The organism is Pseudomonas sp. A6, assembly GCF_052367875.1.
GTDB classification, from domain to species: Bacteria; Pseudomonadota; Gammaproteobacteria; order Pseudomonadales; family Pseudomonadaceae; genus Pseudomonas; species Pseudomonas citronellolis.
In genome coordinates this window covers 1781181-1806038 of record NZ_CP198970.1, presented here as the reverse complement: position 1 = coordinate 1806038, position 24858 = coordinate 1781181, and the positions used below count along the sequence as shown (strand labels likewise).

The window sequence follows — 24858 nt, the reverse complement described above, 5'->3', positions numbered from 1 at the left end:
CCAAGCATAGCCCCTACCGCAAGCTGTCCAGCTCGGCGGTGAAGGCGCAGGCGCCCTGCTCCGCGGAACTGAACGACTGGCGCATGAAGGCGAACAGCTCGCGGCCCATGCCGCTGCCGTCGTCCTCGGGCAGCGGCGCCAGCGGGCGGGCCTGCCATTCGGCGGCGTCGACCAGCACGCGCAGCTCGCCGGTGGTGCCGTCGACGCGCACCACGTCGCCGTCGCGCAGGCGCGCCAGCGGGCCGCCGGCGCTGGCTTCCGGGGACACGTGGATCGCCGCCGGCACCTTGCCGGAGGCGCCGGACATGCGCCCGTCGGTGACCAGCGCCACCTTGAAGCCGCGGTCCTGCAGCACGCCGAGGAACGGAGTCAGCTTGTGCAGCTCGGGCATGCCGTTGAAGCGCGGGCCCTGGAAGCGCACCACGGCGACCAGGTCGCGCTCCAGCTCGCCGGCCTTGAAGGCCGCGGCCAGGCTGGCCTGGTCGTGGAAGATGCGCACCGGCGCCTCGACCACCTGGTGTTCGGCGGCCACGGCGGAAACCTTCATCACGCCGCGGCCGAGGTTGCCCTCCATCAGGCGCAGGCCGCCCTCGGCGGAGAACGGGCGCGACAGCGGGCGCAGGATGTCCTCGTCCAGGCTGTCGGCCGGGCCCTCGCGCCAGACCAGCTTGCCGCCGTCGAGGAAGGGTTCCTGCAGGTAGCGGCGCAGGCCCTTGCCGACCACGGTCTGCACGTCTTCGTGGAGCAGCCCGCCGTCGAGCAGCTGGCGGATCAGGAAGGACATGCCGCCGGCGGCCTGGAAGTGGTTGATGTCGGCCTGGCCGTTGGGATAGATGCGCGCCAGCAGCGGCACCACCTCGGAGAGCTCGGCCATGTCCTGCCAGGTCAGCTGGATGCCGGCGGCCTGGGCGATGGCCAGCAGGTGCAGGGTGTGGTTGGTGGAGCCGCCGGTGGCCAGCAGGGCCACCACCGAGTTGACGATGGCGCGCTCGTCGATGACCTCGGCCATGGGCGCGTACTGGCCGTTCTCCGGGGTCAGGCGGCTGGCCTGGCGCGCGGCCTCGCGGGTCAGCTCGTCGCGCAGCGGGGTGTTCGGGTTGACGAAGGAGGCGCCCGGCAGGTGCAGGCCCATCACTTCCACCAGCAGTTGGTTGGTGTTGGCGGTGCCATAGAAGGTGCAGGTGCCCGGTGCGTGGTAGGAGGCCATCTCCGAGACCAGCAGTTCCTCGCGGCTGGCCTTGCCTTCGGCGTAGAGCTGGCGCACCGCGGCCTTCTCCTTGTTGGAGATGCCGGTGGGCATGGGCCCGGCGGGGACGAACACCACCGGCAGGTGGCCGAAGCGCAGCGCGCCGATCAGCAGGCCGGGGACGATCTTGTCGCACACGCCCAGGCACAGCGCGGCGTCGAACATATTGTGGGACAGCGCGATGGCGGTGCCCATGGCGATCACGTCGCGGCTGGCCAGGGACAGCTCCATGCCCGGCTCGCCCTGGGTCACGCCGTCGCACATGGCCGGCACGCCGCCGGCGAACTGGCCCACCGAGCCGATCTCGCGCAGGGCGTCCTTGATCAGCGCCGGGAAGCGTTCCAGCGGCTGGTGCGCCGAGAGCATATCGTTATAGGCAGAGACGATGCCGACGTTGGCCTGGTTCATCAGGCGCAGCGCCTGCTTGTCGTGCTCGCCGCAGGCAGCCACGCCGTGGGCCAGGTTGCCGCAGGGCAGCGTGCCGCGGTGCGGGCCCTTGGTGGCGGCGGCCTTGACCATGGCGAGGTAGCGCTGGCGGGTGGCGGCGCTGCGTTCCTGGATGCGACGGGTGACTTCGAGCACGCGCGGGTGCATGGCAGCATTCTCCTGCAGACTAACGATTGTTGTTTTTACAACATAATCATCGGTTAAAGGATATTTACTTTTGTTTGACGAAAAAATTTAATGGTTTTTACCACAAAAACACAAAAGAGACGACCTCCATGACCATTCGCCTGGCGATCAACGGGTTCGGCCGCATCGGCCGCAACGTCCTCCGCGCCCTTTATACCGCCGACTACCGCCAACAGCTCGAAGTGGTGGCCATCAACGACCTCGGCGACGCCGCCATCAACGCCCACCTGCTGCAGTACGACAGCGTCCACGGGCGCTTCCCCGGGCAGGTCGAGCATGATGACGAGAGCCTCACGGTGAACGGCGACCGCATCGCCGTCACGGCCCTGCGCGACCCGGCGCAGCTGCCCTGGAAAGGCTTGGACGTCGATATCGTCTTGGAGTGCAGCGGACATTTCACCCGGCGCGACAAGGCCGCCGCGCACCTGGCCGCCGGCGCGCGCAAGGTGATCGTCTCGGCGCCGGGGGCCGGCGTCGACGCCACCATCGTCCATGGCGTCAACCACGAGCTGCTGCGCGCCTCGCACCAGATCATCTCCAATGCCTCCTGCACCACCAACTGCCTGGCCCCGGTGGCCCAGGTGCTGCACCGCGAGCTGGGCATCGAACAGGGCCTGATGACCACCATACACGCCTACACCAACGACCAGAGCCTGTCCGACGTGTACCACGGCGACGTCTACCGCGCGCGCTCGGCCACCCAGTCGATGATCCCCACGCGCACCGGCGCCGCCGAGGCGGTGGGCCTGGTGCTGCCGGAGCTGGCCGGCAAGCTCACCGGCCTTGCGGTGCGGGTGCCGGTGATCAACGTCTCGCTGGTGGACCTGACCGTGCAGGTCGGCCGCGACACCACGGTCGAGGAGGTCAACCAGTTGTTCAGGATAGCCAGCCAGGGTTCGCGCATCCTCGGCTACAACAGCCAGCCGCTGGTCTCGGTGGACTTCAACCACGACCCGCGCTCGGCCATCTTCGACGCCAACCACACCAAGGTCAGCGGCCGGCTGCTCAAGGTGATGGCCTGGTACGACAACGAATGGGGCTTTTCCAACCGCATGCTGGACAACGCCCTGGCGCTGTGGCGGGCGCCGGCCTGAGGCGCGGCGGCGCAGAAGGCGGCGGGGCCTTGCGCCCCGCCGCTGCGAACGAACTCAGGCGAAGAACTCGACCTCGCCGCCGTTCAGGTGATAGAGCGCCCCGGCCAGCTTGATCCGCCCTTCCCGCTCCAGCTGGGCCAGCACCGCGCTCTCCTTGCGGATGTGTTCGAGGGTGAGGCGTACGTTGGTCCTGGCCACGGCATCGACGAAGGCGGCATTTCTGGCGTTGCGCTCGCCGTCATAGGCAGTCGCGGCGACGGCCGGCTCGATCTTGTCCAGCAGGCCGGTCAGGTGGCCGAGCCGGGCATCGTCGATGGCGCCCTTGATCGCGCCGCAGCCGGTGTGCCCCATGACCAGCACCAGTTTGGCGCCGGCCACCGCGCAGGAGTATTCCAGACTGCCGAGCAGCTCCGGGCTGGCCACGTTGCCCGCCACGCGGGCGTTGAAGGTGTCGGCGATGCCGAGGTCGAAGAGGATTTCCGCCGGCGCGCGGGAGTCGATGCAGCTGAGGATCACTGCCGCCGGATACTGGCCGTCGCGGCTGGCGCGCTTCTGTGCCAGGTAGTCATGCTGCGATGCCTGGCCGCTGCGGAAGCGCCGGTTGCCCTGGCGCAGGCGTTCAATGACCTGGTCGGGCGTCAGGGCGTCGCGCTCGGCCTTGCCCAGCGCAGCGGCATGGGCCTGGCCCGGCGCGCCCAGCCAGCCGGCGGCCCCGAGCAGGCCGAGGGCGGCGAGGCCGGCGCCGCCCTTGAGCAGGGCGCGGCGGCGCGGGTCCTCGGGTGCGTGGTGCGGGCAGCAGTGGAATTCGTTCATCGGGGCTCCTGGTGGCTCGGTTGAGGTTGGCGCCACTTAACATCAGAGCCCGGCTCTCGCTGAAGGCCCTGATTCTGCGAGTGTCGTGGGCCTTTTCCTGTCCCGGGGGAATTGATAGCTGGCGTCCATCGGCCTTTGCGGCGGGTGCCTTACCGGAGACCCCATTGTTTGGGCGAACTCCGCTCCCTCTCCCCAACCCTCTCCCTGAAGGGAGAGGGGGCCGTCCGGTGCGGACGGCAAGTACAGAGCCAGCCTGCAAGGCCGTGCCAAGGCGCCCTTCGTAGGAGCGAGCTTGCTCGCGAACAGAACCGCAGGGCGGATAACCGTTCGCGGTTATCCGCCGCCATCCGTGCCACCGGGGCGTCCGGTGTGACCGGTGGATCCCATCGCGGACGGAGTCCGCTCCTACGCCCGTGCTTCCCTGAACCGTAGGAGATGATTCCCTTGTCCGGGCGAACTCCGTTCCCTCTCCCCAGCCCTCTCCCTGAAGGGAGAGGGGGCCGTCCTGAGCGGCGGCAAGTACAGAGCCAGCCTGCAAGGCCGTGCCAAGCCGCTCTTCGTAGGAGCGAGCTTGCTCGCGAACAGAACCGCAGGGCGGATAACCGTTCGCGGTTATCCGCCGCCATCCGTGCCACCGGGGCGTCCGGCGTGGCGGGGTGAGTCCAATCGCGGACGGAGTCCGCTCCTACGCCCGTGCTTCCCTGAACCGTAGGAGATGATTCCCTTGTCCGGGCGAACTCCGTTCCCTCTCCCCAGCCCTCTCCCTGAAGGGAGAGGGGGCCATCCGGTGCGGACGGCAAGTACAGAGTCAGCCTGCAAGGCCGTGCCAAGCCGCTCTTCGTAGGAGCGAGCTTGCTCGCGAACAGAACCGCAGGGCGGATAACCGTTCGCGGTTATCCGCCGCCATCCGTGCCACCGGGGCGTCCGGCGTGACCGGTGGATCCCATCGCGGACGGAGTCCGCTCCTACGCCCGTGCTTCCCTGTCACCGCTAACGGTATTTGCGCCGCCCCTGCGCCTGCAGCACCAGCAGGCGCATGTCGGCTTCGGCCAGCACCGCCAGGCGTTCGGGCTTGTCGAGTTTCTTCCAGGCCTTGACCTCGCTGCGGCTGCGCCCGCAGCCGCGGCAGATGCCGTCGTCGAATTCGCAGACCTTGATGCAGGGATCTTTCACGGGGCCTCCCGATGGGTCGCGCACACCTCCACCATGGGGATATGCCGGGCCTACTTGAAGGCACAGGCGACGAAAGGTCCAACGCAGAAAAGACATCGCCCCGATTGGCCGGGCCAATCAGGGCGATGTCGTGGTTCGGCAAGCCGGCTCAGAGCAGGGTGAATTGGCTTTCCTTCACGTCATCCGAGTCCAGGCCGATCATCACCTTGAACTCGCCCGGTTCCGAGGCGTAGCGCAGGTTGCTGTCGTAGAAGCGCAGGTCTTCCTCGCGGATCGGGAATTCCACCACCTTCGACTCGCCCGGCTGCAGCATGACCTTGCGGAAACCCTTGAGCTCCTTCACCGGGCGGCTGATGGAAGCCACCTCGTCGCGCAGGTACAGCTGCACCACGGTCTCGCCGGCGCGCTTGCCGGTGTTCTTCACCGTCACCCGCGCCTTGAGGGTGTCGCCCTTGTGCATCCGCGGGCTGGACATCTGCACGTCGGAAACGCTGAAGCGGGTGTAGCTCAGGCCGTAGCCGAAGGGGTACAGCGGGCCGTTCTGCGAGTCGAAGTAGCGCGAGGTGTACTTGTTCGGGTGCTCGTGGTCGAACGGGCGGCCGGTGTTGAGGTGGTTGTAGTAGATCGGAATCTGCCCCACCGAGCGCGGGAAGGTCATCGGCAGCTTGCCCGAGGGGTTGTAGTCGCCGAACAGCACGTCGGCGATGGCGTTGCCGCCCTCGGTGCCGCTGAACCAGGTCTCCAGCACCGCGTCGGCGTTCTCGGTTTCCCAGCGCAGGTCCAGCGGGCGGCCGTTCATCAGCACCAGCACCAGCGGCTTGCCGGTGGCCTTCAGCGCCTTGAGCAGGTCGTACTGGCTCTGGGCGATGTGCAGGTTGGTCTTGCTCGACGCCTCGTGGGCCATGCCCTGGGCCTCGCCGATCGCCGCCACGATGACGTCGGCCTGCCTGGCCTTGGCCACCGCCTCGTCGATCATTGCCTGCGGGCTGCGCGGGTCGATCTTCACGTCCTCGTTGTATTCGTTGAGGTACTTGATGATCTCTTCATCATTGGTGACGTTGGCGCCCTTCGCGTACAGCAGCGCGGCCTTGCCGCGGGTGGCGTGGCCCATGCCTTCGAGCAGGGTCACCGCCTGGAAGGCCTTGCCGGCGGCGGACCAGCTGCCCATCACGTCGCGCTTGCTGTCAGCCAGCGGGCCGACCAGGGCGATGGTGCCGCCGCGCTTGAGCGGCAGCACGTCGCCTTCGTTCTTCAGCAGCACCATACCGCGGCGTGCCACGTCGCGGGCCTCGGCGCGATGCAAGCGGCTTTCGGCGTCGGTGTCGACCGGGTCGGCGCCCTGCAGGTAGCGGTACGGGTCCTTGAACAGGCCCATGTCCCACTTGGCCGCCAGCACGTCGCGGCAGGCGCGGTCGATGTCGGCCTGGCTGATGGCCCCGGTCTTGAGCAGCTCCGGCAGTTCCTTGCCGTAGAGGTCGTCGTTCATGTTCATCTCGACGCCCGCGGTCATCGCCAGGCGCGCGGCCTCGCGCGGTTCGCCGGCGACGCCGTGCTTGATCAGCTCCATCACCGCGCCGTGGTCGCTGAGCAGCACGCCCTTGTAGCCCCACTGCTTGCGCAGCACGTCCTGCAGCAGCCACTTGTTGGCGGTGGCCGGCACGCCGTTGACGCTGTTCAGCGAGACCATCACCGCGCCGGCGCCGGCGTCGATGGCCGCGCGGTACGGCGGCAGGTAGTCCTGGAACATGCGCGGCAGGCTCATGTCCACGGTGTTGTAGTCGCGCCCGCCCTCGCCGGCGCCGTACAGGGCGAAGTGCTTGACCCCGGCCATGATGGTGCCCGGCTGGTCCAGGCCCTTGCCCTGGTAGGCCTTGACCACGGTCCCGGCGATGCGGCTGACCAGGTAGGTGTCCTCGCCGAAGCCTTCGGACACGCGCCCCCAGCGCGGGTCGCGGGCGATGTCGACGGTGGGCGAGTAGGTCAGGTTGAGGCCGTCGGCGCTGGCTTCCAGAGCGGCGATGCGCGCGCTGGTGGCGACCGCGTCCATGTCCCAGCTGGCGGCCAGGCCCAGGCCGATGGGGAACACGGTGCGATGGCCGTGGACCACGTCGTAGGCGAAGAACAGCGGGATTTTCAGGCGGCTGCGCATGGCCGCGTCCTGCAGATCGCGGATGCCCGGGCGGACCACGGTGTTGAAGATGGCGCCGGTATTGCCGGTCTTGATCTCTTCCAGCAGCACCGGTTTGGGATGGTCGGGGCCGACGCTGACCAGGCGCAGCTGGCCGATCTTCTCTTCGAGGCTCATCTGCTGCATCAGCTGGCTGATGAAGGCGTCCTTGGACTGCCCCGGCAGCGGAACCGCCGGCCCCTCGGCAGCGAACAGGGAAACGCTGTTCAACCCCAGCAGGAGGCCGAGGCAGAGGTGTGTTCTCTTCATTATGTGTGCGCACTCAGTGGCCCGCGCCAGGGCGGCGGCCGACTGTTGAATGTTGGAAGGTTCGATGACGGCCATACCCGGCGCTGTTCCGGCGGCTCCCCCAGGTGCTGCCGCCGGCGCCCGTGCGGCGCGGCACATAAGGTCGTCCCGCGCGCGATGGAAGTCAACGGTTGAAAGCTTTCAGGGGCGGCGCCCCCGACTTTCGGACGCGCGGATCAGTGGTCGCGTTCCCTGGCCATGGCCTCGAGTTCCTCGCGCATGGCCTCGGCCAGGGCGCGCTCCTCGTCGTATTCCTCGGCCTCGGGCGCCGGCGCGGCGGGCTCTGCGGCGGGCTCCGGGGCTGCCTCGACGGCGTCGTCGGGCGCTGTCGGCAAGGCTTCTTCGGCCGCTGCGGGGTCGTCCGCGGCCTCGTCTTCGGCGACCGGCGGCGGTTCGATCAGGTCGTCGAAATCGGTCTTCAGGCCCTGCTCCATTTCGTCCAGCTCGGCCAGCAGGCTGCGGAAGCTGGTCTCCTCGGGCTTCTCCTCCGGCGGCGCGGCTTCCGGCTCTTCGCCGGCTTCGCGCAGCGCCTGGTCGGCCAGGGCCTGGATGGACGCCGGCACGTAGTCCTCGTCGAGGATCGGGCTGGGCAGGTGGACCGGCACCAGTTGCACGTCTTCCGGCTCGGCTTCCATCTCGCGCAGCTCGGCCAGCGGCGGCAGCTCTTCCAGGCTCTTGAGGTTGAAGTAGTCGAGGAAGGTGCGGGTGGTGGCGAGCATCGCCGGGCGCCCCGGCACCTCGCGGTAGCCGACGATGCGGATCCACTCGCGCTCCATCAGCGTCTTGACGATCTGGGTGTTCACCGCCACGCCGCGGATGTCCTCGATCTCGCCGCGGGTGATGGGCTGGCGGTAGGCGATCAGCGCCAGGGTTTCCAGCAGCGCGCGAGAGTAGCGCTGCGGGCGCTCCTCCCACAGCCGGCCGACCCAGGGCGAGAGCGGCTCGCGGATCTGCAGGCGGTAGCCGCTGGCTACTTCCTTGAGTTCGAAGGCGCGCCCGGCGCAGGACAGCGACAGGATCGCCAGGGCGTCGCGGAATTGCTGCGGCTCCGGGCGCTCAGCCTCCTCGAACAGCTCGCCGAGGCGCTCCAGCGACAGCGGCCGGCCGGAAGCCAGCAGGATGCCTTCGAGCAGGGTCGCCAGTTCGTGGGGGTCGGAGAGGTTCATCGGGTCGCTCGGTTCGGGTTGCGGGAATCGCCGGTCTGGCGGGAAAACTACTCAATGCGCGGCGCCAGGGCAACGCCGGCGGCTCAGAGCGGCTCTTCGTCGAAGTCCTCGGCGTCCGCCGTCTCGTCGAAGCCGCCGTCCTCGAAGGTCGGCTCCGGCGCCGGCGCCTCGACCGGCTCGAAGACGCCCTCGTCGCCCTCTTCCAGCTCCTCGAGCGGCGCTGCGCCCTCCTCCACCTCGATCCGGGCGCGCACGTGGATGGGCGCGAAGGCCTGGTTCTGCACCAGCTCCACCAGTTGTTCCTTGACCAGTTCCAGCACCGCCATGAAGGTCACCACCACGCCCAGGCGGCCTTCCTCGACGCTGAACAGCTCGATGAAGGGCACGAAGCCGGCGTCCTTGAGGCGTTCGAGGATTTCGCTCATGCGCTCGCGGGTGGAGAGCATCTCGCGGGTCACCTGGTGGCTCTCGAACAGGTCGGCGCGGCGCAGCACCTCGGCCATGCACAGCATCAGCTCCTGCATGTCCACCTGCGGCAGCAGCTTGCGCGCCTTGGCCTCCGGCGCCGCCACGGTCGGCACCACGTAGTCGCGGCCCTGGCGCGGCAGACCGTCGAGGTCTTCGGCGGCCTGCTTGAAGCGCTCGTATTCCTGCAGGCGGCGGATCAGCTCGGCGCGCGGGTCTTCCTCGTCCTCCTCGGCCTCGGCCGAGCGCGGCAGCAGCATGCGCGACTTGATCTCGGCGAGCATGGCGGCCATCACCAGGTATTCGGCGGCCAGCTCCAGGCGCACCGACTTCATCAGCTCGACGTAGGTCATGTACTGGCGGGTGATTTCCGCCACCGGGATGTCGAGGACGTCGATGTTCTGCTTGCGGATCAGGTACAGCAGCAGGTCGAGCGGGCCTTCGAAGGCTTCGAGGAAGACCTCCAGGGCGTCCGGCGGGATGTACAGGTCCTGGGGCAGCTCGGTGACCGCCTCGCCATAGACGAGCGCCAACTGCACCGGTTCGCGATATTCGGCGGGGCTGGGCGGGGTTTGCGGCTCGTTCAGGTCGCTCATCGGCCTCTCGTCGGGCGGGGCGGGCTCAGGGCGGCATTATCCCTGCTTTTCAGCGGCGATGGTGAGGGAATTGGACGGAATGGCGCCTATCCACGCCATCCCCTGTAGGAGCGGGCCCTGCGCGCGAATCGCGGGCAGGGCCCGCTCCTACAGGTTGCACGGTATTCCTCCCCCGTAGGAGCGGACCTTGTCCGCGATAGCCGGAACCACCGGCGCGATTCGCGGATGAGATCCGCTCCTACGCTGCCCCACCCACGCCATTTCCCTGTAGGAGCGAGCTTGCTCGCGAACAAACGCGGTGCCATGCGGTTCGCGAGCAAGCTCGCTCCTACGAAAAGCCATGCTCGCCTGCAACGCAGGATTTTATCCGCAATGCCGGGCAACCTAGCGGTACACCAACCCCATGGCCTGGCGCACTTCCACCAGGGTCTCGCGCGCCGCCTCGCGGGCGTGTTCGGCGCCCTCGGCGAGGATGCTGCGCACCAGTTCGGGGTTGTCCTCGTAGTCCTGGGCGCGCTCGCGGATCGGCGCCAGTTCCTGGTTGATCGACTCGATCAGCGGCCGTTTGCAGTCCAGGCAGCCGATGCCGGCGCTGCTGCAGCCCTCCTGCACCCACTGGCGGCAGGCGTCGTCGGAGTAGATCAGGTGCCACTGCCACACCGGGCAGCGCTGCGGGTCGCCCGGGTCGTTGCGCCGCACCCGCGCCGGGTCGGTGGGCATGCGCGCGATCTTCTCCTCCACTTCCGCCGGGCTTTCGCGCAGGCTGATGGTGTTGTCGTGGGACTTGGACATCTTCTGCCCGTCCAGCCCCGGCATGCGCGAAGTGCTGCCGACCAGCGTCTGCGGCTCGGGCAGCAGCACGCGGCTGCTGCCTTCGAGGTAGCCGAACAGCCGCTCGCGGTCGCCGAGGGTCAGGTTCTGCTGCTCCTTGAGCAGTGCCCGCGCGGTTTCCAGGGCATCCTCGTCGCCCTGTTCCTGCCAGGCCTTGCGCAGGCTGCTGTAGAGCTTCGAGGTCCTCTTGCCCAGGCGTGCGACGGCGGCCTGGGCCTTGTCCTCGAAGTCCACCTCGCCGCCATAGAGGTGGTTGAAGCGCCGAGCCACCTCGCGGGCGAACTCGACGTGGGCCAGCTGGTCCGAGCCCACCGGCACCAGGCCGGCGCGGTAGACCAGGATGTCCGCCGCCTGCAGCAGCGGGTAGCCGAGGAAGCCGTAGGTCGACAGGTCCTTGTGGCCGAGTTTTTCCTGCAGCTCCTTGTAGGTCGGCACCCGCTCCAGCCAGGGCAGTGGGCAGATCATCGACAGCAGCAGGTGCAGCTCGGCGTGCTCGGGCACCTGGGACTGGATGAAGAGGGTCGCGGCGCTGGGGCTGACGCCCACCGCCAGCCAGTCCACGGCCATGTCGCGGACGTGCTGGCGTATCGGCCCGACGTCATCGTACTCGGTGGTCAGGGCGTGCCAGTCGACGATGGAGAAGAAGCATTCGTACTCGTGCTGCAGGCGCACCCAGTTCCGCAGCACGCCGTGCAGGTGGCCCAGGTGCAGGCGCCCGGTGGGGCGCATGCCGGACAGCACACGGCGCTGGGATTCGACATTGCTCAAGCGCGGGACCTCGGACGGACAGTCAAGGGCGGCAGTATAGAAAAGCGCCTCAGGCGAAGGCCTCGAAGGGGGCCGGGTCGCCGCAGCCGACGCGCACCACCTCCGGCTCCTCGCCGGTGAGGTTGATCACCGTGGAAGCCTCGACGCCGCCGTAGCCGCCGTCCAGCACCAGGTCCACCTGGTGTTCCAGCGCGCCGCGCATTTCATAGGGGTCGCTCATCGGCTCGGTCTCGCCGGGCATGATCAGGCTGACGCTCATCAGCGGCTCGCCCAGCTCCTGCAGCAGCGCCTGGGCGATCGGGCAGGCCGGCACGCGCAGGCCGATGGTGCGGCGCTTGGGGTGCAGCAGCATGCGCGGCACCTCGCGGGTGGCGTCGAGGATGAAGGTGTAGGGCCCGGGCGTGTGGGCCTTGAGCAGGCGGAACAGGCGGGTGTCGACCTTGGCGTACAGGCCCAGCTCGGACAGGTCGCGGCACACCAGGGTGAAGTTGTGCTTGTCGTCGAGCTTGCGCAGCCGGCGGATGCGCTCCACTGCGCCCTTCTCGCCCAGGCGGCAGCCCAGGGCATAGGAGGAATCGGTGGGATAGGCGATCACCCCGCCCTGGCGGACGATCTCCACCGCCTGCTTGATCAGGCGTGGCTGGGGGTTTTCCGGGTGGACCTGGAAGAACTGGCTCATGAAGTCTCCTCGAGGGCCCGGGCCGCGCCGGCGAAGCGCGTCCACAAGGGCGGAAGGTCGTCCGGCACGGGCCGGTACAGCCCCAGCTCCGACCAGTCGCTGGGGCCGTGGAAATCGCTGCCGGCGCTGACCAGCAGGCCGAATTCGCGGGCCAGGATGCTCAGCACGCCGACCTGCTCGGCCGGCTGCAGGCCGTTGACCACTTCGATGGCGTGGCCGCCGGCGTCGATGAAGTCGGCAATCAGCTTGCGCCGCTTGGTGCGGGTGAAATCGTACTGGTAGGGGTGCGCCAGGCTGACCCAGGCGCCCGCCGCGCGCAGGGTGCCGACCGCCTCGGCGAGGCTCGGCCAGTGCTGCTTGACGTCGCCCAGCTTGCCGGCGCCCAGCCACTTGCGGAAGGCCTCGGCACGCTCGGCGACGTGACCGGCGCGCACCAGGAACTCGGCGAAGTGCGGCCGCGCCGGGGCGTTTTCGCTGTCGCCCAGCTCGCGCTGGACGGCCCGCGCGCCCTCGAAGGCGCCGGGCATGCCCTTGGCCTCCAGGCGCCGGCCGATCTCCTCGGCGCGCGCCCAGCGCCCGCGGTGCAGGTCATCGAGGGCGCGAACCAGCGGCTCGGCGGCGCTGTCGAAGGCGTAACCCAGGACGTGGATGGTCGCCCCACCCCAGGTGCAGGACAGCTCCACGCCGTTGACCAGTGTCACCCCCAGCGCCTCGGCGGCGGCGCGCGCCTCGGGCAAACCTTCCAGGGTGTCGTGGTCGCTCAGGGCGAGCAGGCGTACGCCGCGCTGGTGTGCGCGGGCCACCACGGCAGCGGGCGGCAGCTGGCCGTCGGAGGCGGTGCTATGGCAATGCAGGTCGACACGCATGGGCATACCGGAACGGGTTTTACTTCTGTATAGACGCTGCGCGGCGGCGATTCACGGCGTGCGAGCGCAACGGCACGAGACGGGTGACTATTTCAGTTCTTCCGCAGGTTGGTATTATGCCGCCACAACTGGGCTCTGGCTGCCGTAATGAAGCAATTCATCGATTTCATCCCCCTCATCCTGTTCTTCATCGTCTACAAGCTGGACCCGCGCACGGTCGAACTCGCCGGACACTCCTTCAGCCTGGGCGGCATCTACAGCGCCACCGCGGTGCTGATCGGCGCCTCGGTAGTGGTCTACGGCGCCCTGCTGATCAAGCAGCGCAAGCTGGACAAGGGTCAGTGGCTGACCCTGGCCGCCTGCCTGGTGTTCGGCGGCATGACCCTGGCCTTCCACAGCGAGACCTTCCTCAAGTGGAAGGCCCCGGTGGTCAACTGGCTGTTCGCCCTGGGCTTCCTCGGCAGCACCCTGGTGGGCGACCGCCGGCCGCTGATCCAGCGCATCATGGGCCATGCCGTGCACCTGCCGGAACCGATCTGGCAGCGCCTGAACCTGGCCTGGGTACTGTTCTTCGTGTTCTGCGGCTGCGTCCAGCTGTTCGTCGCCTTCACCTTCGAGCGTTTCTGGGTGGACTTCAAGGTGTTCGGCAGCCTGGGCATGACCCTGCTCTTCCTGATCGGCCAGGGCGTGTTCCTGGCTCGCCACATGCACGACGCCCCAACCGGCGAAAAGCCCAAGGACTGACATGCTCTACGCAATCATCGCCCGCGACATCACCGCTTCCCAAGAACGCCGCCTGGCCGCGCGTCCGGCGCACCTGGCCCGCCTGGAGCAGCTCAAGGACGAGGGCCGCCTGGTCCTGGCCGGGCCGCACCCGGCGATCGACAGCCCCGACCCGGGCGCGGCCGGCTTCACCGGCAGCCTGATCGTCGCCGAGTTCGAGTCGCTGGCCGCCGCCCAGGCCTGGGCCGATGCCGACCCGTACCGCGCCGCCGGCGTCTATGCCGAAGTCGTGGTCAAGCCGTTCAAGAAAGTCCTGCCGTAAACCGGCGAGCGGCGGCGTACGGACGACGCCGCATGGCCGGACACACAGGCCCGGCCCCGCGGCCGGACAGCGCCCGGAGCGCGGTGCCCGGCGGCTCATCAGCGTACAAGGAGTTCCGATGTCCCGACGTCATCTGCTGCCCCTGCTGTTCTGCCTGAGCCTGCCGCTCGCCGCCCACGGCGAGGAGCCCGTCACCGACGACCCCGGCGCCATGCCGGCTCCCACTGCCGCGCCGGCCCCGGCCAGCGACGACTTCGCCCAACTGCAACAGCGCCTGGACGAGAGCGAGAAGCAGCGCGCCGACCTCGCCGCCCAGCTGCAAGGGGCGGAAAGCGCCGTGGTGGGCCACCTGCGCCAGGAAAACCAGCGCCTGAAGCTGCAATTGCGCGAGCTGCAGGCCCAACAACCGCCGCGCCTGCTCAGCGACGAGCAGACCTGGTTCGCGACCGGCGGCGCCGTCGCCCTCGTCGCCTTCGTCCTCGGCGCCCTGAGCCGCGGCCGACGCCGCCGGCGGCGTGAATGGATCAACTGAAAGAAGCCCGAGCAATGAGTGAGCTGCTGCTGATCGACGACGACCGTGAACTGTGCGAACTGCTGTGCACCTGGCTGACCCAGGAAGGCTTCAGCGTGCGCGCCAGCCACGATGGCGGCGCGGCCCGTAGCGCCCTGGCCAGCCGCACGCCGGACGCCGTGGTGCTGGACGTGATGCTGCCCGACGGCAGCGGCCTGGAGCTGCTCAAGCAGCTGCGCAGCGAGCACCCCGACCTGCCGGTGCTGATGCTCTCGGCCCGCGGCGAGCCGCTGGACCGCATCCTCGGCCTGGAACTGGGCGCCGACGACTACCTGGCCAAGCCGTGCGATCCGCGCGAGCTGACCGCGCGCCTGCGCGCCGTGCTGCGCCGCAGCCACCCGGCGCAGCCCAGCGCCCAGGTCGACCTCGGCGACCTGAGCCTGAACCTGGCCCGCGGCGTGGCCAGCGTCGCCGGCCAGGAGGTCAGCCTGACGCTGTCCGAGAGCCGCATCCTCGAGGCGCTGCTGCGCCAGCCCGGCGAGCCGCTGGACAAGCAGGCCCTGGCGCAGATCGCCCTGGGCCGCAAGCTGACGCTCTACGACCGCAGCCTGGACATGCACGTCAGCAACCTGCGCAAGAAGCTCGGCGCGCACCCGGACGGGCGTCCGCGCATCCTCGCCCTGCGCGGGCGCGGCTACTTCTACGCGCCCTGAGCGAACGGTCGGGAAGCCCGCCCTAGAGCGGTAGACGCAATCTTTACCGAAGCTTTACCCGGCCCTGACCGCCCTTGACCTTGCCATCCCTAGACTGGGCACATCCGGTTCAGAAACCGGTCCACGAAAGGAGAAGATTCATGCGCAAGACCCTCACCGCACTGATGTTCGCCGCCGCCCTGCCGACCCTGGCCATGGCCGCCACCCCGGCACCGACCGACGTTCCCCCGCCGCCCGCCGGCGCCCCGATGATGGACGGCCACGGCCCGCGCTTCGGCCACGGCGACCGCGGCGGCCCGATGCGCGAGCTGAACCTGAGCAAGGAACAGCGCCAGCAGGTCGGCAAGCTGATGGGCGACTCGATGAAGAGCCGCCACGACATCACCGACAAGTACCTGAGCAAGCTGTCCGCCGCTGACCGCAAGGCCATGCAGGATGAACTCAAGGCCAGCCACGACAAGACGCAGAAGGACATCCGCGCGCTCCTGACGCCCGAACAGCAGAAGAAGTTCGACGAGCTGAAGACCCAGCGCGAACAGCGCAAGGCCGAATGGGCCGAGTTCCAGCAATGGAAAGCGCAGAAGGATGGCAAGACCAACTGATAGCGCCAGCCACGCGGGCGCCGGGCTCACCCCCGGCGCCTCGGCGTGCCCGCGCCCCTGACCCGAAACGGACATGCGACTGAACCGAAAGACCATGCGCTCGCTCTTCTGGCGAATCCTCGCCGCCTTCTGGCTCGCCCTGCTGCTGGTCGCCGGCCTGTCCATCCTGCTCGGCCGCGCGCTGAACCAGGACACCTGGATCATCGCCCGCTACCCCGGCATGCACGATCTCGCCCAGCAATGGACGCGGCTCTACGAAAACCAGGGTCCCGCCGCCGCCCAGCAGCTGCTGGAGCAACGCCGCCGCGACTACGACCTGTCGGTGCAGGTGCTCGACGAAAGCGGCCAGCGCCTGGTCGACGGCACCTACCTGCCGCGCCCGCCACGGCGCAACAACGACGAAGGTTTCGACCGCCGGAACCTGCCGCGCTTCCCCTGGCGCCAGCTCAGCCAGGAATACACCAGCGCGGACAGCGACCACACCTATCTGTTCATCTACCGGATTCCCCACGGCGCGCTGGAAGCCTGGCACCGCGGCAGCCTGTTGTGGCCGCTCAGCGCGCTGGGCATCGCCCTGGTGGTGCTGACCATCTTCAGCCTGCTGGTGACGCTTTCCATCACCCGCCCGCTCAACCGCCTGCGCCGCGCCGTGCACGACCTCGGGCAAACCGCCTACCAGCAGGACAGCCTGGCGCGCCTGGCCCGCCGCGGCGACGAGCTGGGCGTGCTGGCCCGCGACTTCAACCGCATGGGCGCGCGCCTGCAACGGCTGATCAGCAGCCAGCGCCAACTGCTGCGCGACGTTTCCCACGAACTGCGTTCGCCGCTGGCGCGCCTGCGCATCGCCCTGGCCCTGGCCGAGCGCGCCAGCCCCGAACAGCGCGCCAGCATGTGGCCGCGCCTGGAGCAGGAGTGCGACCGCCTGGAAGCGCTGATCGCCGAAATCCTCGCCCTCGCCCGCCTGGACGCCGAGCCCGGGCCGACCAGCCGCGTCGAACTGCTGCCACTGCTCGAACGCCTGCGCGAGGACGCCCAGCTGCTTTCCCCGGAACAGCACATCCAGCTGCGGGTTCCCGCCGACCTGGCCCTGGATGGCTGGCCCGACATGCTCGAACGGGCGCTGGACAACCTGCTGCGCAACGCCCTGCGCTTCAACCCGACGGACAAGCCGCTGGAAGTCGAAGCCGACAGCGACGGCGCCGTGCTGCGCGTGCGCGTTCGCGACCATGGCCCGGGAGCCGACGCCGAACACCTGGCGCAGCTGGGCGAGCCCTTCTTCCGCGCGCCCAACCAGGACAGCCCCGGCCACGGTCTGGGCCTGGCCATCGCCCGCCGCGCGGTGGAGCGCCACGCCGGCCGCCTGCGCCTGGCCAATCATCCCGACGGCGGTTTCGTCGCCACCCTGGAAATACCGCTGGCGCGCCACGCCGCCTGACCCCGGAGCCCGATCATGAACCTAGCCGCCGAATACCTGCCGTCCCCCTCCCCGGCCCTGCCGTTGGCGGCCGCCGGCCTGCCACGCGAGCGCCCGCGGGACGAGCCGCAGAGCCTGGTGCTGGCGGTGGAGCTGGGGCTGCTGGCGCAGCGCTGGCGGCGCCGCTGGCCGGAACTGCGCCTGAGCCTGCCGCGCGGCGGCACCTGGCCGCTGCACAGCTGGCCGCAGGCGCTGCACGAAGCCCTGGATGAATTGCTGGATACCGCGGTGGAATGGCAGCAGGACGCCGCCATCGTGCTGGAACCGCGCCTGGAGCGCGGCCTGCTGCGCCTGGACCTCGGCGGCACCGACGAACAGGCCCGGCGCTGGCTGCCCCGGGCCCTGCGCGCCGCCCAGCGCCTGGCCGCCTGGCAGGGCGGCCGGCTGCTCTGGCGGGCCGGCGGGGCGCGCTGGAAAGTCCGCCTGAGCCTGCCGCTCAGCCCCGCCAGGCGCTGACGAAGGCCGCCGGGTCCAGCGGCGCCGGTTGGCGCAGCTCACCCATGGGCGTGCCCAGGTAGATGAAACCGACGATGCGCTCGTTGGCCGCCAGGCCCAGCCCCTGGTGCACGACTGGATCGAAAGCCATGGCGCCGGTGCGCCACATGGCCCCCAGCCCCTCGACGAACGCCGCCTGGACGATGCCGTAGGCAGCACAGCCGGCGGCCAGCATCTGCTCGATCTCCGGCACCTTGGGGTGCTCCTGCAGGCGCGCGATGGCCACCACCAGGGTCGGCGCGCGCAACGGCATGGCGCGGGCCTTGGCCAGCGCCTCGGGGCTGGCGTCGGGTTGCTCGGCGCTCAGCGCGCGGGCGAACAACTCACCCAGCTGCTGGCACGCCTCGCCTTCCACCGTGAGGAAGCGCCACGGGCGCAACTGCCCATGATCCGGCGCGCGCAAGGCGACGCGGAACAGCCGCTCGAGCTGCCCGGCAGTGGGCGCCGGCTCGCCCAGGCGGGCATGGGATACACGGTTGACCAGCGCTTCGTAGGCCTCCATGGGCTACCTCCTGTACACACAAGGACGGCCATTGTAGTCGCAAAGGCTTCTCATCTGCCTGCTCACCTGCAGCCAGGGTGCTTCGTATCCGTGTAGGAGCGAGCTTGCTCGCGAAGGGGGCTTACCGGCGACTCCTGCGTTTCGGGTTAGCTCCGATCCCTCTCCCCAGCCCTCGGCTGCGCGCCCCGCCCTGAAGGGAGAGGGGGCTTGTCCGTGCCGAGAAGGGCTCTGGTTTCAACCGGATACTCAATGCAAGCCGGCTAACGCCGAAGTGTCAGCACACCCCGAACGGTCCCCTCTCCCTTCAGGGAGAGGGTTAGGGAGAGGGCGCTCTCAGGATGAACACCAGCGTTCGCCGGTAGAGCTGTTCGCGAGCAAGCTCGCTCCTACAGGGAGCCCAAAGTCATGCGCCCACAGTCAAGCCACCCGCTCCGGCGACGGCGTGATGATCGGCTGCAGCGGCGGCAGGCCGTAGGCGGCGCGGGCCGTGTCGCAGTTGGGGTTGTGCTGGCCGTCGAGCCAGGAGGCCTCGAATTCCCGGCAGGTGCTGGAGCGCTGCTCGTAGACCGTGCAGCGCACGCCGCAACCGACCTCGCCCAGCAACCCCACGCAGCGCACCGGCTTGGCCTCGGTGCCGCGCATGGCGGCATGGTATGGGCCGACCTGCACCACCAGGTCGTCGGGTACGCGGCCGCCGGCGGAACGGCACTCGCCCCAGTAGAAGGACACACGGAAATACGCGCAGCAGGCGCCGCAGTTCAAACACGGATTGTCGATGGGCATGATGTGCGAATGCACCAGAAGAAACCGGCGAGCGCCGGCGGGCAGCGCAGGATTCTAGCGATTGCGCAGCCGTTGTGAAGAGCCCTCCGGCGCGCTGCGCATCGCGCCGAGGGCAGGTACAATGGAGGGTTCATGTCCATCGAGTCCGCTTCATGGCGCTGCCGACACTACGCACCCTCGGATACATCATCGGCCTGTTCCTGATCACCCTGGCGGTGGCCATGCTGGTGCCCATGGCCACCCTGCTCTACTACCACCGCCCGCAGGAACTCTCGCCCTACATCTGGTCGAGCCTGATCACCTTCAGCGCCGGCCTCGGCCTGGTCCTGCCCGGCCGCCCCGAGCAGGCCCACCTGCGCCCGCGGGACATGTACATGCTCACGGTCTCCAGCTGGGTGATCGTCTGCTTCTTCTCCGCCCTGCCCTTCATCATCGCCCGCCACATGAGCGTCACCGACGCCTTCTTCGAGAGCATGTCGGGCATCACCGCCACCGGCTCGACGGTGCTTTCCGGGCTGGACAAGATGTCGCCGGGCATCCTCATCTGGCGCTCGATGCTGCACTGGCTGGGCGGCATCGGCTTCATCGGCATGGCGGTGGCGATCCTGCCGATGCTGCGCATCGGCGGCATGCGCCTGTTCCAGACCGAATCCTCGGATCGCAGCGACAAGGTCATGCCGCGCTCGCACATGGTCGCCAAGTACATAGTCGCGGTGTACGTCGGCATCACCATCCTCGGCACCCTGGGCCTGTGGTGGGCCGGCATGGGCCTGTTCGACTCGCTCAACCACGCCATGTCGGCGATCTCCACCGGCGGTTTCTCCACCTCCGACCAGTCCCTGGCCAAGTGGCACCAGCCGGCGGTGCACTGGGTGGCGGTGGTGATCATGATCCTCGGCAGCCTGCCCTTCGCCCTCTACGTCGCCACCCTGCGCGGCCATCGCAAGGCTCTGCTCAGGGACAGCCAGGTGCACGGCTTCATCGGCCTGCTGGTATTCACCTGGCTGGTGATGGGCACCTGGTACGCCTTCAATTCCGACCTGTCCTGGCAGGACGCCTTCCGCATCGTGGCTGTGAACGTCACCTCGGTGGTCACCACCACCGGCTTCGCCCTGGGCGACTACAGCCTGTGGGGCCACTTCTCGATCATGGTGTTCTTCTACCTGGGCTTCATCGGCGGCTGTTCCGGCTCCACCGCCGGCGGTTTGAAGATCTTCCGCTTCCAGGTCGCCTACATCCTGCTCAAGGCCAGCCTGTACCAGCTCATCCACCCGCGCGCGGTGCTGCGCCAGAGCTACAACGGCCACCGCCTGGACGAGGAGATCGTGCGTTCGATCCTGACCTTCTCGTTCTTCTTCGGCGCCACCGTCGGCGGCCTGGGCCTGGCCCTGACCTTCCTCGGCCTGGACTGGATGACCGCGCTGACCGGCGCCGCCAGCACCGTCTCCGGCGTCGGCCCGGGCATGGGCCCGGTGATCGGCCCCTCGGGCAACTTCTCGTCCCTGCCGGACACCGCCAAGTGGCTGCTGTGCGCCGGCATGCTCGCCGGGCGCCTGGAGATCCTCACCGTGCTGGTGCTGTTCACCCCGGCCTTCTGGCGCCACTGAGGCGCGTCAGCCGAGGATGCCGGCGGCGATGTTGATGCTCAGGCCGAGGATCGCCGTGTTGTACAGGAAGCAGATGATCGACTGCGCCAGGGCCACCCGGCGCAGCGCCGGCGAGGCGATGGCCACGTCCGAGGTCTGCACGGCGACGCTGAGGGTGAAGGAGAAGTAGGCGAAGTCCCAGTAGTCCGGCTGCCGCCCGCGATCGGGGAACTGCAGCGGCGCCTCGCCATCCGCCGCCGTGTAGAACATGCGCGCGTAGTGCATGGCGAAGATGGTCCCGATGAGGAACCAGGAACCCAAAACCGTGCTGCCGGTGAAGGCGTAGCGCAGCAGCCGCTCGCTCCCCGGCAGCTGGCGCGCGCCGGCCAGCTCGTAGACGATCGCCACCAGGCTGGCGATGGCCGCGGCGCTGACCAGCACCAGCACCGCCTGGGCGTTCTCGTCCTCGATGGCGGCCAGGCGCTGCACCTGGTCCGCCCCGGCGCGCAGGGCGAGCACGGTGATCAGCAGCACATAGCCCCAGGCGGCGACGTTCCAGCCGACCAGCGTGCGCATCAGCGGCGGCAGGTGGTAGCAGGCCAGCCCCAGCGCCAGGCCGGCGGCGCAGGCGAGGAGCAGGCGCGGATGGGTGTGCAGCAGGGTACGGCTGAGCAGCATGCGTGGCGTTCCAGGCGGGGGACCTGGGCTGAGCCTAGCTCAGTAGACCGGCGGCCGCAGGCGCTGGGCGAATTCGTCGAGCTGCTTCTGTTCCTGTTTGTCAGCCAGCAGCCGCGCTTCCTCGCGATAGCGTTCCACCAGCTTGCGCAGGCCTTCCAGGCGGGCGTACTTCTCCGACCAGGTGACACGCGCCTTCTCCACCACGTCCTGGTGCCAGGCCAGGCTGCGGTTCTGCTGCTCCACGGCGGTTTCCAGCTGCGCCAGGAAGCGTTGGTAGTCCAGCAGCCACTGGCCGCTGACGCCCTGGCGGCCGCGGTCGATCCACTGCTGCTGGTAGTCGGCGCGGAAACGCTCCAGCTCGGCCAGCTTGCGCTGCGCCTGGAGCAGTTGGTTCTGCGCCTGGCCGAGCTGGCGCGCGGCCTCGCGTTCGGCCTTCAGGGCCATTTCCACGACAGGAGCCAAACGGTCGGCGCGGCGATTCATGGCAGGCGGGCCTCAGGCATGATGCGGCAACCTCAGCCGGCCTTGCCGGACAGCACGGCGTCCAGCAGCTGGGCGCTGTCTTCCAGGCTCTGGCTTTCGTTCAGGCCCTGGCGGAGGAACTGGCGCATCACCGGGAAGCGCTGAATGGCCAGGTCGGTCTCGGCATCGCCGCCGGCGACGTAGGCGCCGACGCTGATCAGGTCGCGGCTCTGCTGGTAGCGCGACCACAGCTGCTTGAAGCGCTGGGCGTGCTGCAGCTGCTCGGGGCTGACCACCTGGGGCATCACCCGGCTGATCGAGGCCTCGATGTCGATGGCCGGGTAATGGCCTTCCTCGGCCAGCCGGCGCGACAGCACGAAGTGGCCGTCGAGCACGCCGCGGGCGGAGTCGGCGATCGGGTCCTGCTGGTCGTCACCCTCGCTGAGCACGGTGTAGAAGGCGGTGATCGAGCCGCCGCCCTTCTCGCCGTTGCCGGCGCGTTCCACCAGGCGCGGCAGGCGGGCGAACACCGATGGCGGGTAGCCCTTGGTCGCCGGCGGCTCGCCGATGGCCAGGGCGATCTCGCGCTGGGCCTGGGCGAAGCGCGTCAGCGAGTCCATCAGCAGCAGGACGTTCTTGCCCTTGTCGCGGAAGTATTCGGCGATGCGCGTGCAGTACATGGCTGCGCGCAGGCGCATCAGCGGCGCGTCGTCGGCGGGGGATGCGACCACCACCGAGCGCTTGAGGCCCTCCTCGCCGAGGATGTGCTCGATGAACTCCTTCACCTCGCGGCCCCGTTCGCCGATCAGCCCGACCACGATGATGTCGGCCTTGGTGTACTTGGTCATCATGCCCAGCAGCACCGACTTGCCCACGCCGGTGCCGGCGAACAGGCCCAGGCGCTGGCCGCGGCCGACGGTGAGCAGCGAGTTGATCGAGCGGATGCCGACGTCCATGGGTTCGTGGATCGGCTCGCGCTTGAGCGGGTTGATGGTCGGGCCGTCCATCGGCACCCAGTCCTCGGCGCGCATCCCGCCCTTGCCGTCCAGGGCGCGGCCGACGCCGTCGAGCACCCGGCCGAGCATGGACATGCCCATGGGCAGGCGGCTGCTGTCGGGCAGCGGCACCACGCGGGCGCCAGGGGCGATGCCGGCGAGGCTGCCGACCGGCATGAGGAAGATCTTGCTGCCGGAGAAGCCCATGACCTCGGCTTCCACCTGCACCGAGTGGTAGCCGCTGTCGTTGATCACCATGCAGCGGCTGCCCACCGCAGCCTGCAGGCCCTCGGCCTCCAGGGTCAGGCCGACCATGCGTAGCAGGCGGCCCTCCACCACCGGCTGCGCCGGCAGTTTGGCGGCTTCCATATAGCCTTCCAGGCGCTTGGCGAAACTCACCCGGTCAAGGCGCATCGGGCTGGTCCAGGTCGATGTGCAGGTCCGGCTCCAGGGCGTGGGTGGCCTGCTCGCGCTGCTGCTCGAAGAGCTGCTTGGTGATCTGCGCCAGGCGCGTCTCGATGCTGGCGTCGATGCGCGAATGCTCGGTCTCGATGCGGCAGCCGCCGGGCAGCAGCTGCTCGTCCTCGAGGATGCGCCAGCTTTCCTCGTGGCGGTCGCGCAGCGCCTTGACCAGCTCGAAGTCCTGCGGATTGACGTGGATGCGCACGTTGTCGCTGCCCATCGGCAGTTGCTTGAGCGCCTCGCGCAATACCTGGCGCAGCTGGCTGGAGTCGCCCTCCAGCTCGCGCTGGATGACCTGGCGCGCCACCTGGCCGACCAGGTTGACCAGCATCTGCTCGATCAGCAGGTCCTGCTCGGCGATGGGCTCGAACAGCTGGCCCATCAGTGTCTCCAGGCCGGCCAGGCGCTCCTGCAGCGCCACCTCGGCCTCCTGTCGGGCCTTGAGCTGGCCGGCGTGGAAGCCGTCCTTCTCGCCGGTGGCGAAGCCTTCGTTGTAGGCGTCCTGGCGGATCGCTTCCAGCTCCTCGAGCGTCAGCGGTTTGACTTCCTCGACGGGGACTTCCTCCACCGCCGGGGTTTCCGGCTCCTCCGGCTCGGGCGCAGGCTCCGGCGGCCGCTCCACCACCGGGTCGAAGCTGGGCAACGCCCAGCGGTCGAAGCCGGCGACGTCGCGCGCGCGGATCAGGCCATCGTGTTCCTCGCCCTTGGGTTTCGCGGGACCACTCACTTAGATCATCTCCTCGCCACCCTTGCCGCCGAGAACGATCTCCCCGGAGTCGGCCATGCGCCGGGCGATGGTGAGGATTTCCTTCTGCGCGCCCTCCACTTCGCTGACGCGCACCGGGCCGCGGGCCTCCAGGTCGTCGCGCAGCAGTTCGGCGGCGCGCTTGGACATGTTGCGGAAGATCTTCTCGCGGATGCCCTCGTCCGAGCCCTTGAGGGCCAGCACCAGCACGTCCGAGGAGACTTCTCGAAGCAGCGCCTGGATGCCGCGGTCGTCGACGTCGGCGAGGTTGTCGAAGACGAACATGAGGTCCTCGATCTGCCCGGAGAGGTCTTCGTCGACATCGCGGATGGCGTCCATCAGGGCGCCCTCCACCGAGCTGTCGAGGTAGTTCATGATGTCCGCCGCGCGCTTCACCCCGCCCATGGTGGTGCGGGTGGCGTTGGCGTTGCCGGCGAACTGCTTCTCGAGGATCAGGTTGAGTTCCTTCAGCGCCGAGGGCTGCACGGTGTTCAGCGAGGACACGCGCAGGACGATGTCCAGGCGCACCTTGTGGTCGAAGTGGCTGAGCACTTCGGCGGCCTGGTCCGGGTCCAGGTAGGCGACGACGATGGCCTGGATCTGCGGGTGCTCGTAGCGGATGACGTCGGCCACGGCGCGCGGTTCCATCCACTTCAGGCTATCCAGGCCGCTGGTGTTGCCGCCCAGCAGGATGCGGTCGATGAGGTTGTTGGCCTTGTCCTCGCCCAGGGCCTGGGTGAGCATCTTGCGGATGTAGCCGTCGGCGCCGACGCCCAGGCTGGTCTGGTCGCCGACCACCTCGACGAACTCGCTCATCACCTGCTCGACCTGCTCGCGATGCACGTTGCGCATCTGCGCCATGGCCACGCCGACCCTCTGCACTTCCTTCGGGCCCATGTGCCGCAGCACCTGGGCCGCGTCGGTCTCGCCGAGGGACAGCAGGAGAATCGCGGCCTTGTCGACCTTGGTCAGTTTGGCGTTCAACCGGGTCTCGCTCAT

25 protein-coding genes are annotated in these 24858 nt (G+C 68.9%); 9 read left to right on the top strand and 16 right to left on the bottom strand.

The window, feature by feature from the left end; genetic code table 11:
* Positions 1-13 precede the first annotated feature (13 nt).
* The gene (gene edd, locus ACTWJ5_RS08225; protein WP_256514661.1) at positions 14-1840 is read right to left on the bottom strand and encodes a phosphogluconate dehydratase; all 1827 of its coding nucleotides are present in this window, start codon (positions 1838-1840) and stop codon (positions 14-16) included.
* Between the two features lie 128 nt (positions 1841-1968).
* Here edd and gap point away from each other — a divergent pair, with 128 nt between their 5' ends.
* Entirely contained in the window at positions 1969-2973 is a 1005-nt protein-coding gene (gene gap, locus ACTWJ5_RS08220) for a type I glyceraldehyde-3-phosphate dehydrogenase (protein ID WP_444438109.1), read from the top strand.
* A 54-nt stretch (positions 2974-3027) separates the two neighbouring features.
* Here gap and ACTWJ5_RS08215 read toward each other — a convergent pair whose 3' ends face one another.
* From ACTWJ5_RS08215 to ACTWJ5_RS08180, 8 genes are all read right to left on the bottom strand, one after another.
* Positions 3028-3786 (bottom strand): carbonic anhydrase family protein, encoded by a 759-nt coding sequence (locus tag ACTWJ5_RS08215; protein ID WP_444438107.1) that lies wholly within the window; start codon positions 3784-3786, stop codon positions 3028-3030.
* 990 nt (positions 3787-4776) lie between these two features.
* Positions 4777-4959, bottom strand: a complete 183-nt coding sequence (locus ACTWJ5_RS08210; RefSeq protein WP_116425669.1) for a DUF1289 domain-containing protein — start codon at positions 4957-4959, stop codon at positions 4777-4779.
* Positions 4960-5107: 148 nt separating this feature from the next.
* Positions 5108-7396 (bottom strand): beta-glucosidase BglX, encoded by a 2289-nt coding sequence (gene bglX / locus ACTWJ5_RS08205; protein WP_444438105.1) that lies wholly within the window; start codon positions 7394-7396, stop codon positions 5108-5110.
* A gap of 215 nt (positions 7397-7611) precedes the next feature.
* Positions 7612-8601, bottom strand: coding sequence for an SMC-Scp complex subunit ScpB (scpB, locus tag ACTWJ5_RS08200; protein WP_444438103.1), 990 nt, complete (start codon positions 8599-8601; stop codon positions 7612-7614).
* Between the two features lie 83 nt (positions 8602-8684).
* Positions 8685-9533, bottom strand: a complete 849-nt coding sequence (locus ACTWJ5_RS08195) for a segregation and condensation protein A (protein ID WP_245322969.1) — start codon at positions 9531-9533, stop codon at positions 8685-8687.
* Positions 9534-10046: 513 nt separating this feature from the next.
* On the bottom strand, positions 10047-11261 hold the full coding sequence (locus ACTWJ5_RS08190) for a tryptophan--tRNA ligase (RefSeq protein WP_074976299.1): 1215 nt from the start codon (positions 11259-11261) through the stop codon (positions 10047-10049).
* Between the two features lie 49 nt (positions 11262-11310).
* The gene (locus tag ACTWJ5_RS08185; RefSeq protein ID WP_253391280.1) at positions 11311-11940 is read right to left on the bottom strand and encodes an L-threonylcarbamoyladenylate synthase; all 630 of its coding nucleotides are present in this window, start codon (positions 11938-11940) and stop codon (positions 11311-11313) included.
* The gene (locus tag ACTWJ5_RS08180) at positions 11937-12806 is read right to left on the bottom strand and encodes a PHP domain-containing protein (RefSeq protein ID WP_074976779.1); all 870 of its coding nucleotides are present in this window, start codon (positions 12804-12806) and stop codon (positions 11937-11939) included. Before ACTWJ5_RS08180 ends, ACTWJ5_RS08185 begins: the two co-directional genes overlap by 4 nt.
* A gap of 147 nt (positions 12807-12953) precedes the next feature.
* On the opposite strand from ACTWJ5_RS08180, the gene ACTWJ5_RS08175 reads away from it, so the two are divergent.
* The 7 genes from ACTWJ5_RS08175 (at position 12954) to ACTWJ5_RS08145 (ending at position 17607) form a co-directional block, all read left to right on the top strand.
* Complete coding sequence (locus tag ACTWJ5_RS08175; RefSeq protein WP_116425665.1) at positions 12954-13550, top strand: septation protein A; 597 nt, start codon at positions 12954-12956, stop codon at positions 13548-13550.
* Position 13551: 1 nt separating this feature from the next.
* Entirely contained in the window at positions 13552-13851 is a 300-nt protein-coding gene (locus ACTWJ5_RS08170) for a YciI family protein (RefSeq protein WP_043319343.1), read from the top strand.
* Between the two features lie 118 nt (positions 13852-13969).
* On the top strand, positions 13970-14383 hold the full coding sequence (locus tag ACTWJ5_RS08165; protein ID WP_064582363.1) for a hypothetical protein: 414 nt from the start codon (positions 13970-13972) through the stop codon (positions 14381-14383).
* 14 nt (positions 14384-14397) lie between these two features.
* A complete protein-coding gene (locus tag ACTWJ5_RS08160; RefSeq protein ID WP_058488823.1) occupies positions 14398-15075 on the top strand; it encodes a response regulator transcription factor in 678 nt (225 codons plus the stop codon).
* 140 nt (positions 15076-15215) lie between these two features.
* Positions 15216-15677 (top strand): Spy/CpxP family protein refolding chaperone, encoded by a 462-nt coding sequence (locus ACTWJ5_RS08155; RefSeq protein ID WP_116425663.1) that lies wholly within the window; start codon positions 15216-15218, stop codon positions 15675-15677.
* Between the two features lie 94 nt (positions 15678-15771).
* On the top strand, positions 15772-17112 hold the full coding sequence (locus tag ACTWJ5_RS08150; protein ID WP_444439559.1) for a sensor histidine kinase: 1341 nt from the start codon (positions 15772-15774) through the stop codon (positions 17110-17112).
* Between the two features lie 15 nt (positions 17113-17127).
* Positions 17128-17607, top strand: coding sequence for a hypothetical protein (locus ACTWJ5_RS08145; protein WP_083426696.1), 480 nt, complete (start codon positions 17128-17130; stop codon positions 17605-17607).
* Here ACTWJ5_RS08145 and ACTWJ5_RS08140 read toward each other — a convergent pair.
* Positions 17588-18148: a nitroreductase family protein gene (locus ACTWJ5_RS08140; protein WP_444438098.1), complete on the bottom strand. Its 561-nt coding sequence runs from the start codon at positions 18146-18148 to the stop codon at positions 17588-17590. The two genes, ACTWJ5_RS08145 and ACTWJ5_RS08140, sit on opposite strands and share 20 nt — an antisense overlap.
* Before the next feature lie 417 nt (positions 18149-18565).
* A complete protein-coding gene (locus ACTWJ5_RS08135) occupies positions 18566-18931 on the bottom strand; it encodes a YkgJ family cysteine cluster protein (RefSeq protein ID WP_444438096.1) in 366 nt (121 codons plus the stop codon).
* 152 nt (positions 18932-19083) lie between these two features.
* Between ACTWJ5_RS08135 and ACTWJ5_RS08130 the strand changes: the two genes are divergently transcribed.
* Positions 19084-20538, top strand: a complete 1455-nt coding sequence (locus ACTWJ5_RS08130) for a TrkH family potassium uptake protein (RefSeq protein WP_074976311.1) — start codon at positions 19084-19086, stop codon at positions 20536-20538.
* Between the two features lie 6 nt (positions 20539-20544).
* Here the strand turns inward: ACTWJ5_RS08130 and ACTWJ5_RS08125 are convergent, their stop codons facing one another.
* The 5 genes from ACTWJ5_RS08125 to fliG are packed head-to-tail and all read right to left on the bottom strand — an operon-like array spanning position 20545 to position 24858.
* Entirely contained in the window at positions 20545-21195 is a 651-nt protein-coding gene (locus tag ACTWJ5_RS08125) for a DUF1345 domain-containing protein (protein WP_058488820.1), read from the bottom strand.
* A 39-nt stretch (positions 21196-21234) separates the two neighbouring features.
* Entirely contained in the window at positions 21235-21678 is a 444-nt protein-coding gene (gene fliJ / locus ACTWJ5_RS08120; protein ID WP_043267636.1) for a flagellar export protein FliJ, read from the bottom strand.
* 32 nt (positions 21679-21710) lie between these two features.
* Positions 21711-23066: a flagellar protein export ATPase FliI gene (gene fliI / locus ACTWJ5_RS08115; RefSeq protein ID WP_074976314.1), complete on the bottom strand. Its 1356-nt coding sequence runs from the start codon at positions 23064-23066 to the stop codon at positions 21711-21713.
* On the bottom strand, positions 23056-23841 hold the full coding sequence (gene fliH / locus ACTWJ5_RS08110) for a flagellar assembly protein FliH (protein WP_253408683.1): 786 nt from the start codon (positions 23839-23841) through the stop codon (positions 23056-23058). The genes fliI and fliH overlap by 11 nt, the downstream gene beginning before the upstream one ends.
* Positions 23842-24858, bottom strand: a complete 1017-nt coding sequence (gene fliG / locus ACTWJ5_RS08105) for a flagellar motor switch protein FliG (RefSeq protein ID WP_009620873.1) — start codon at positions 24856-24858, stop codon at positions 23842-23844.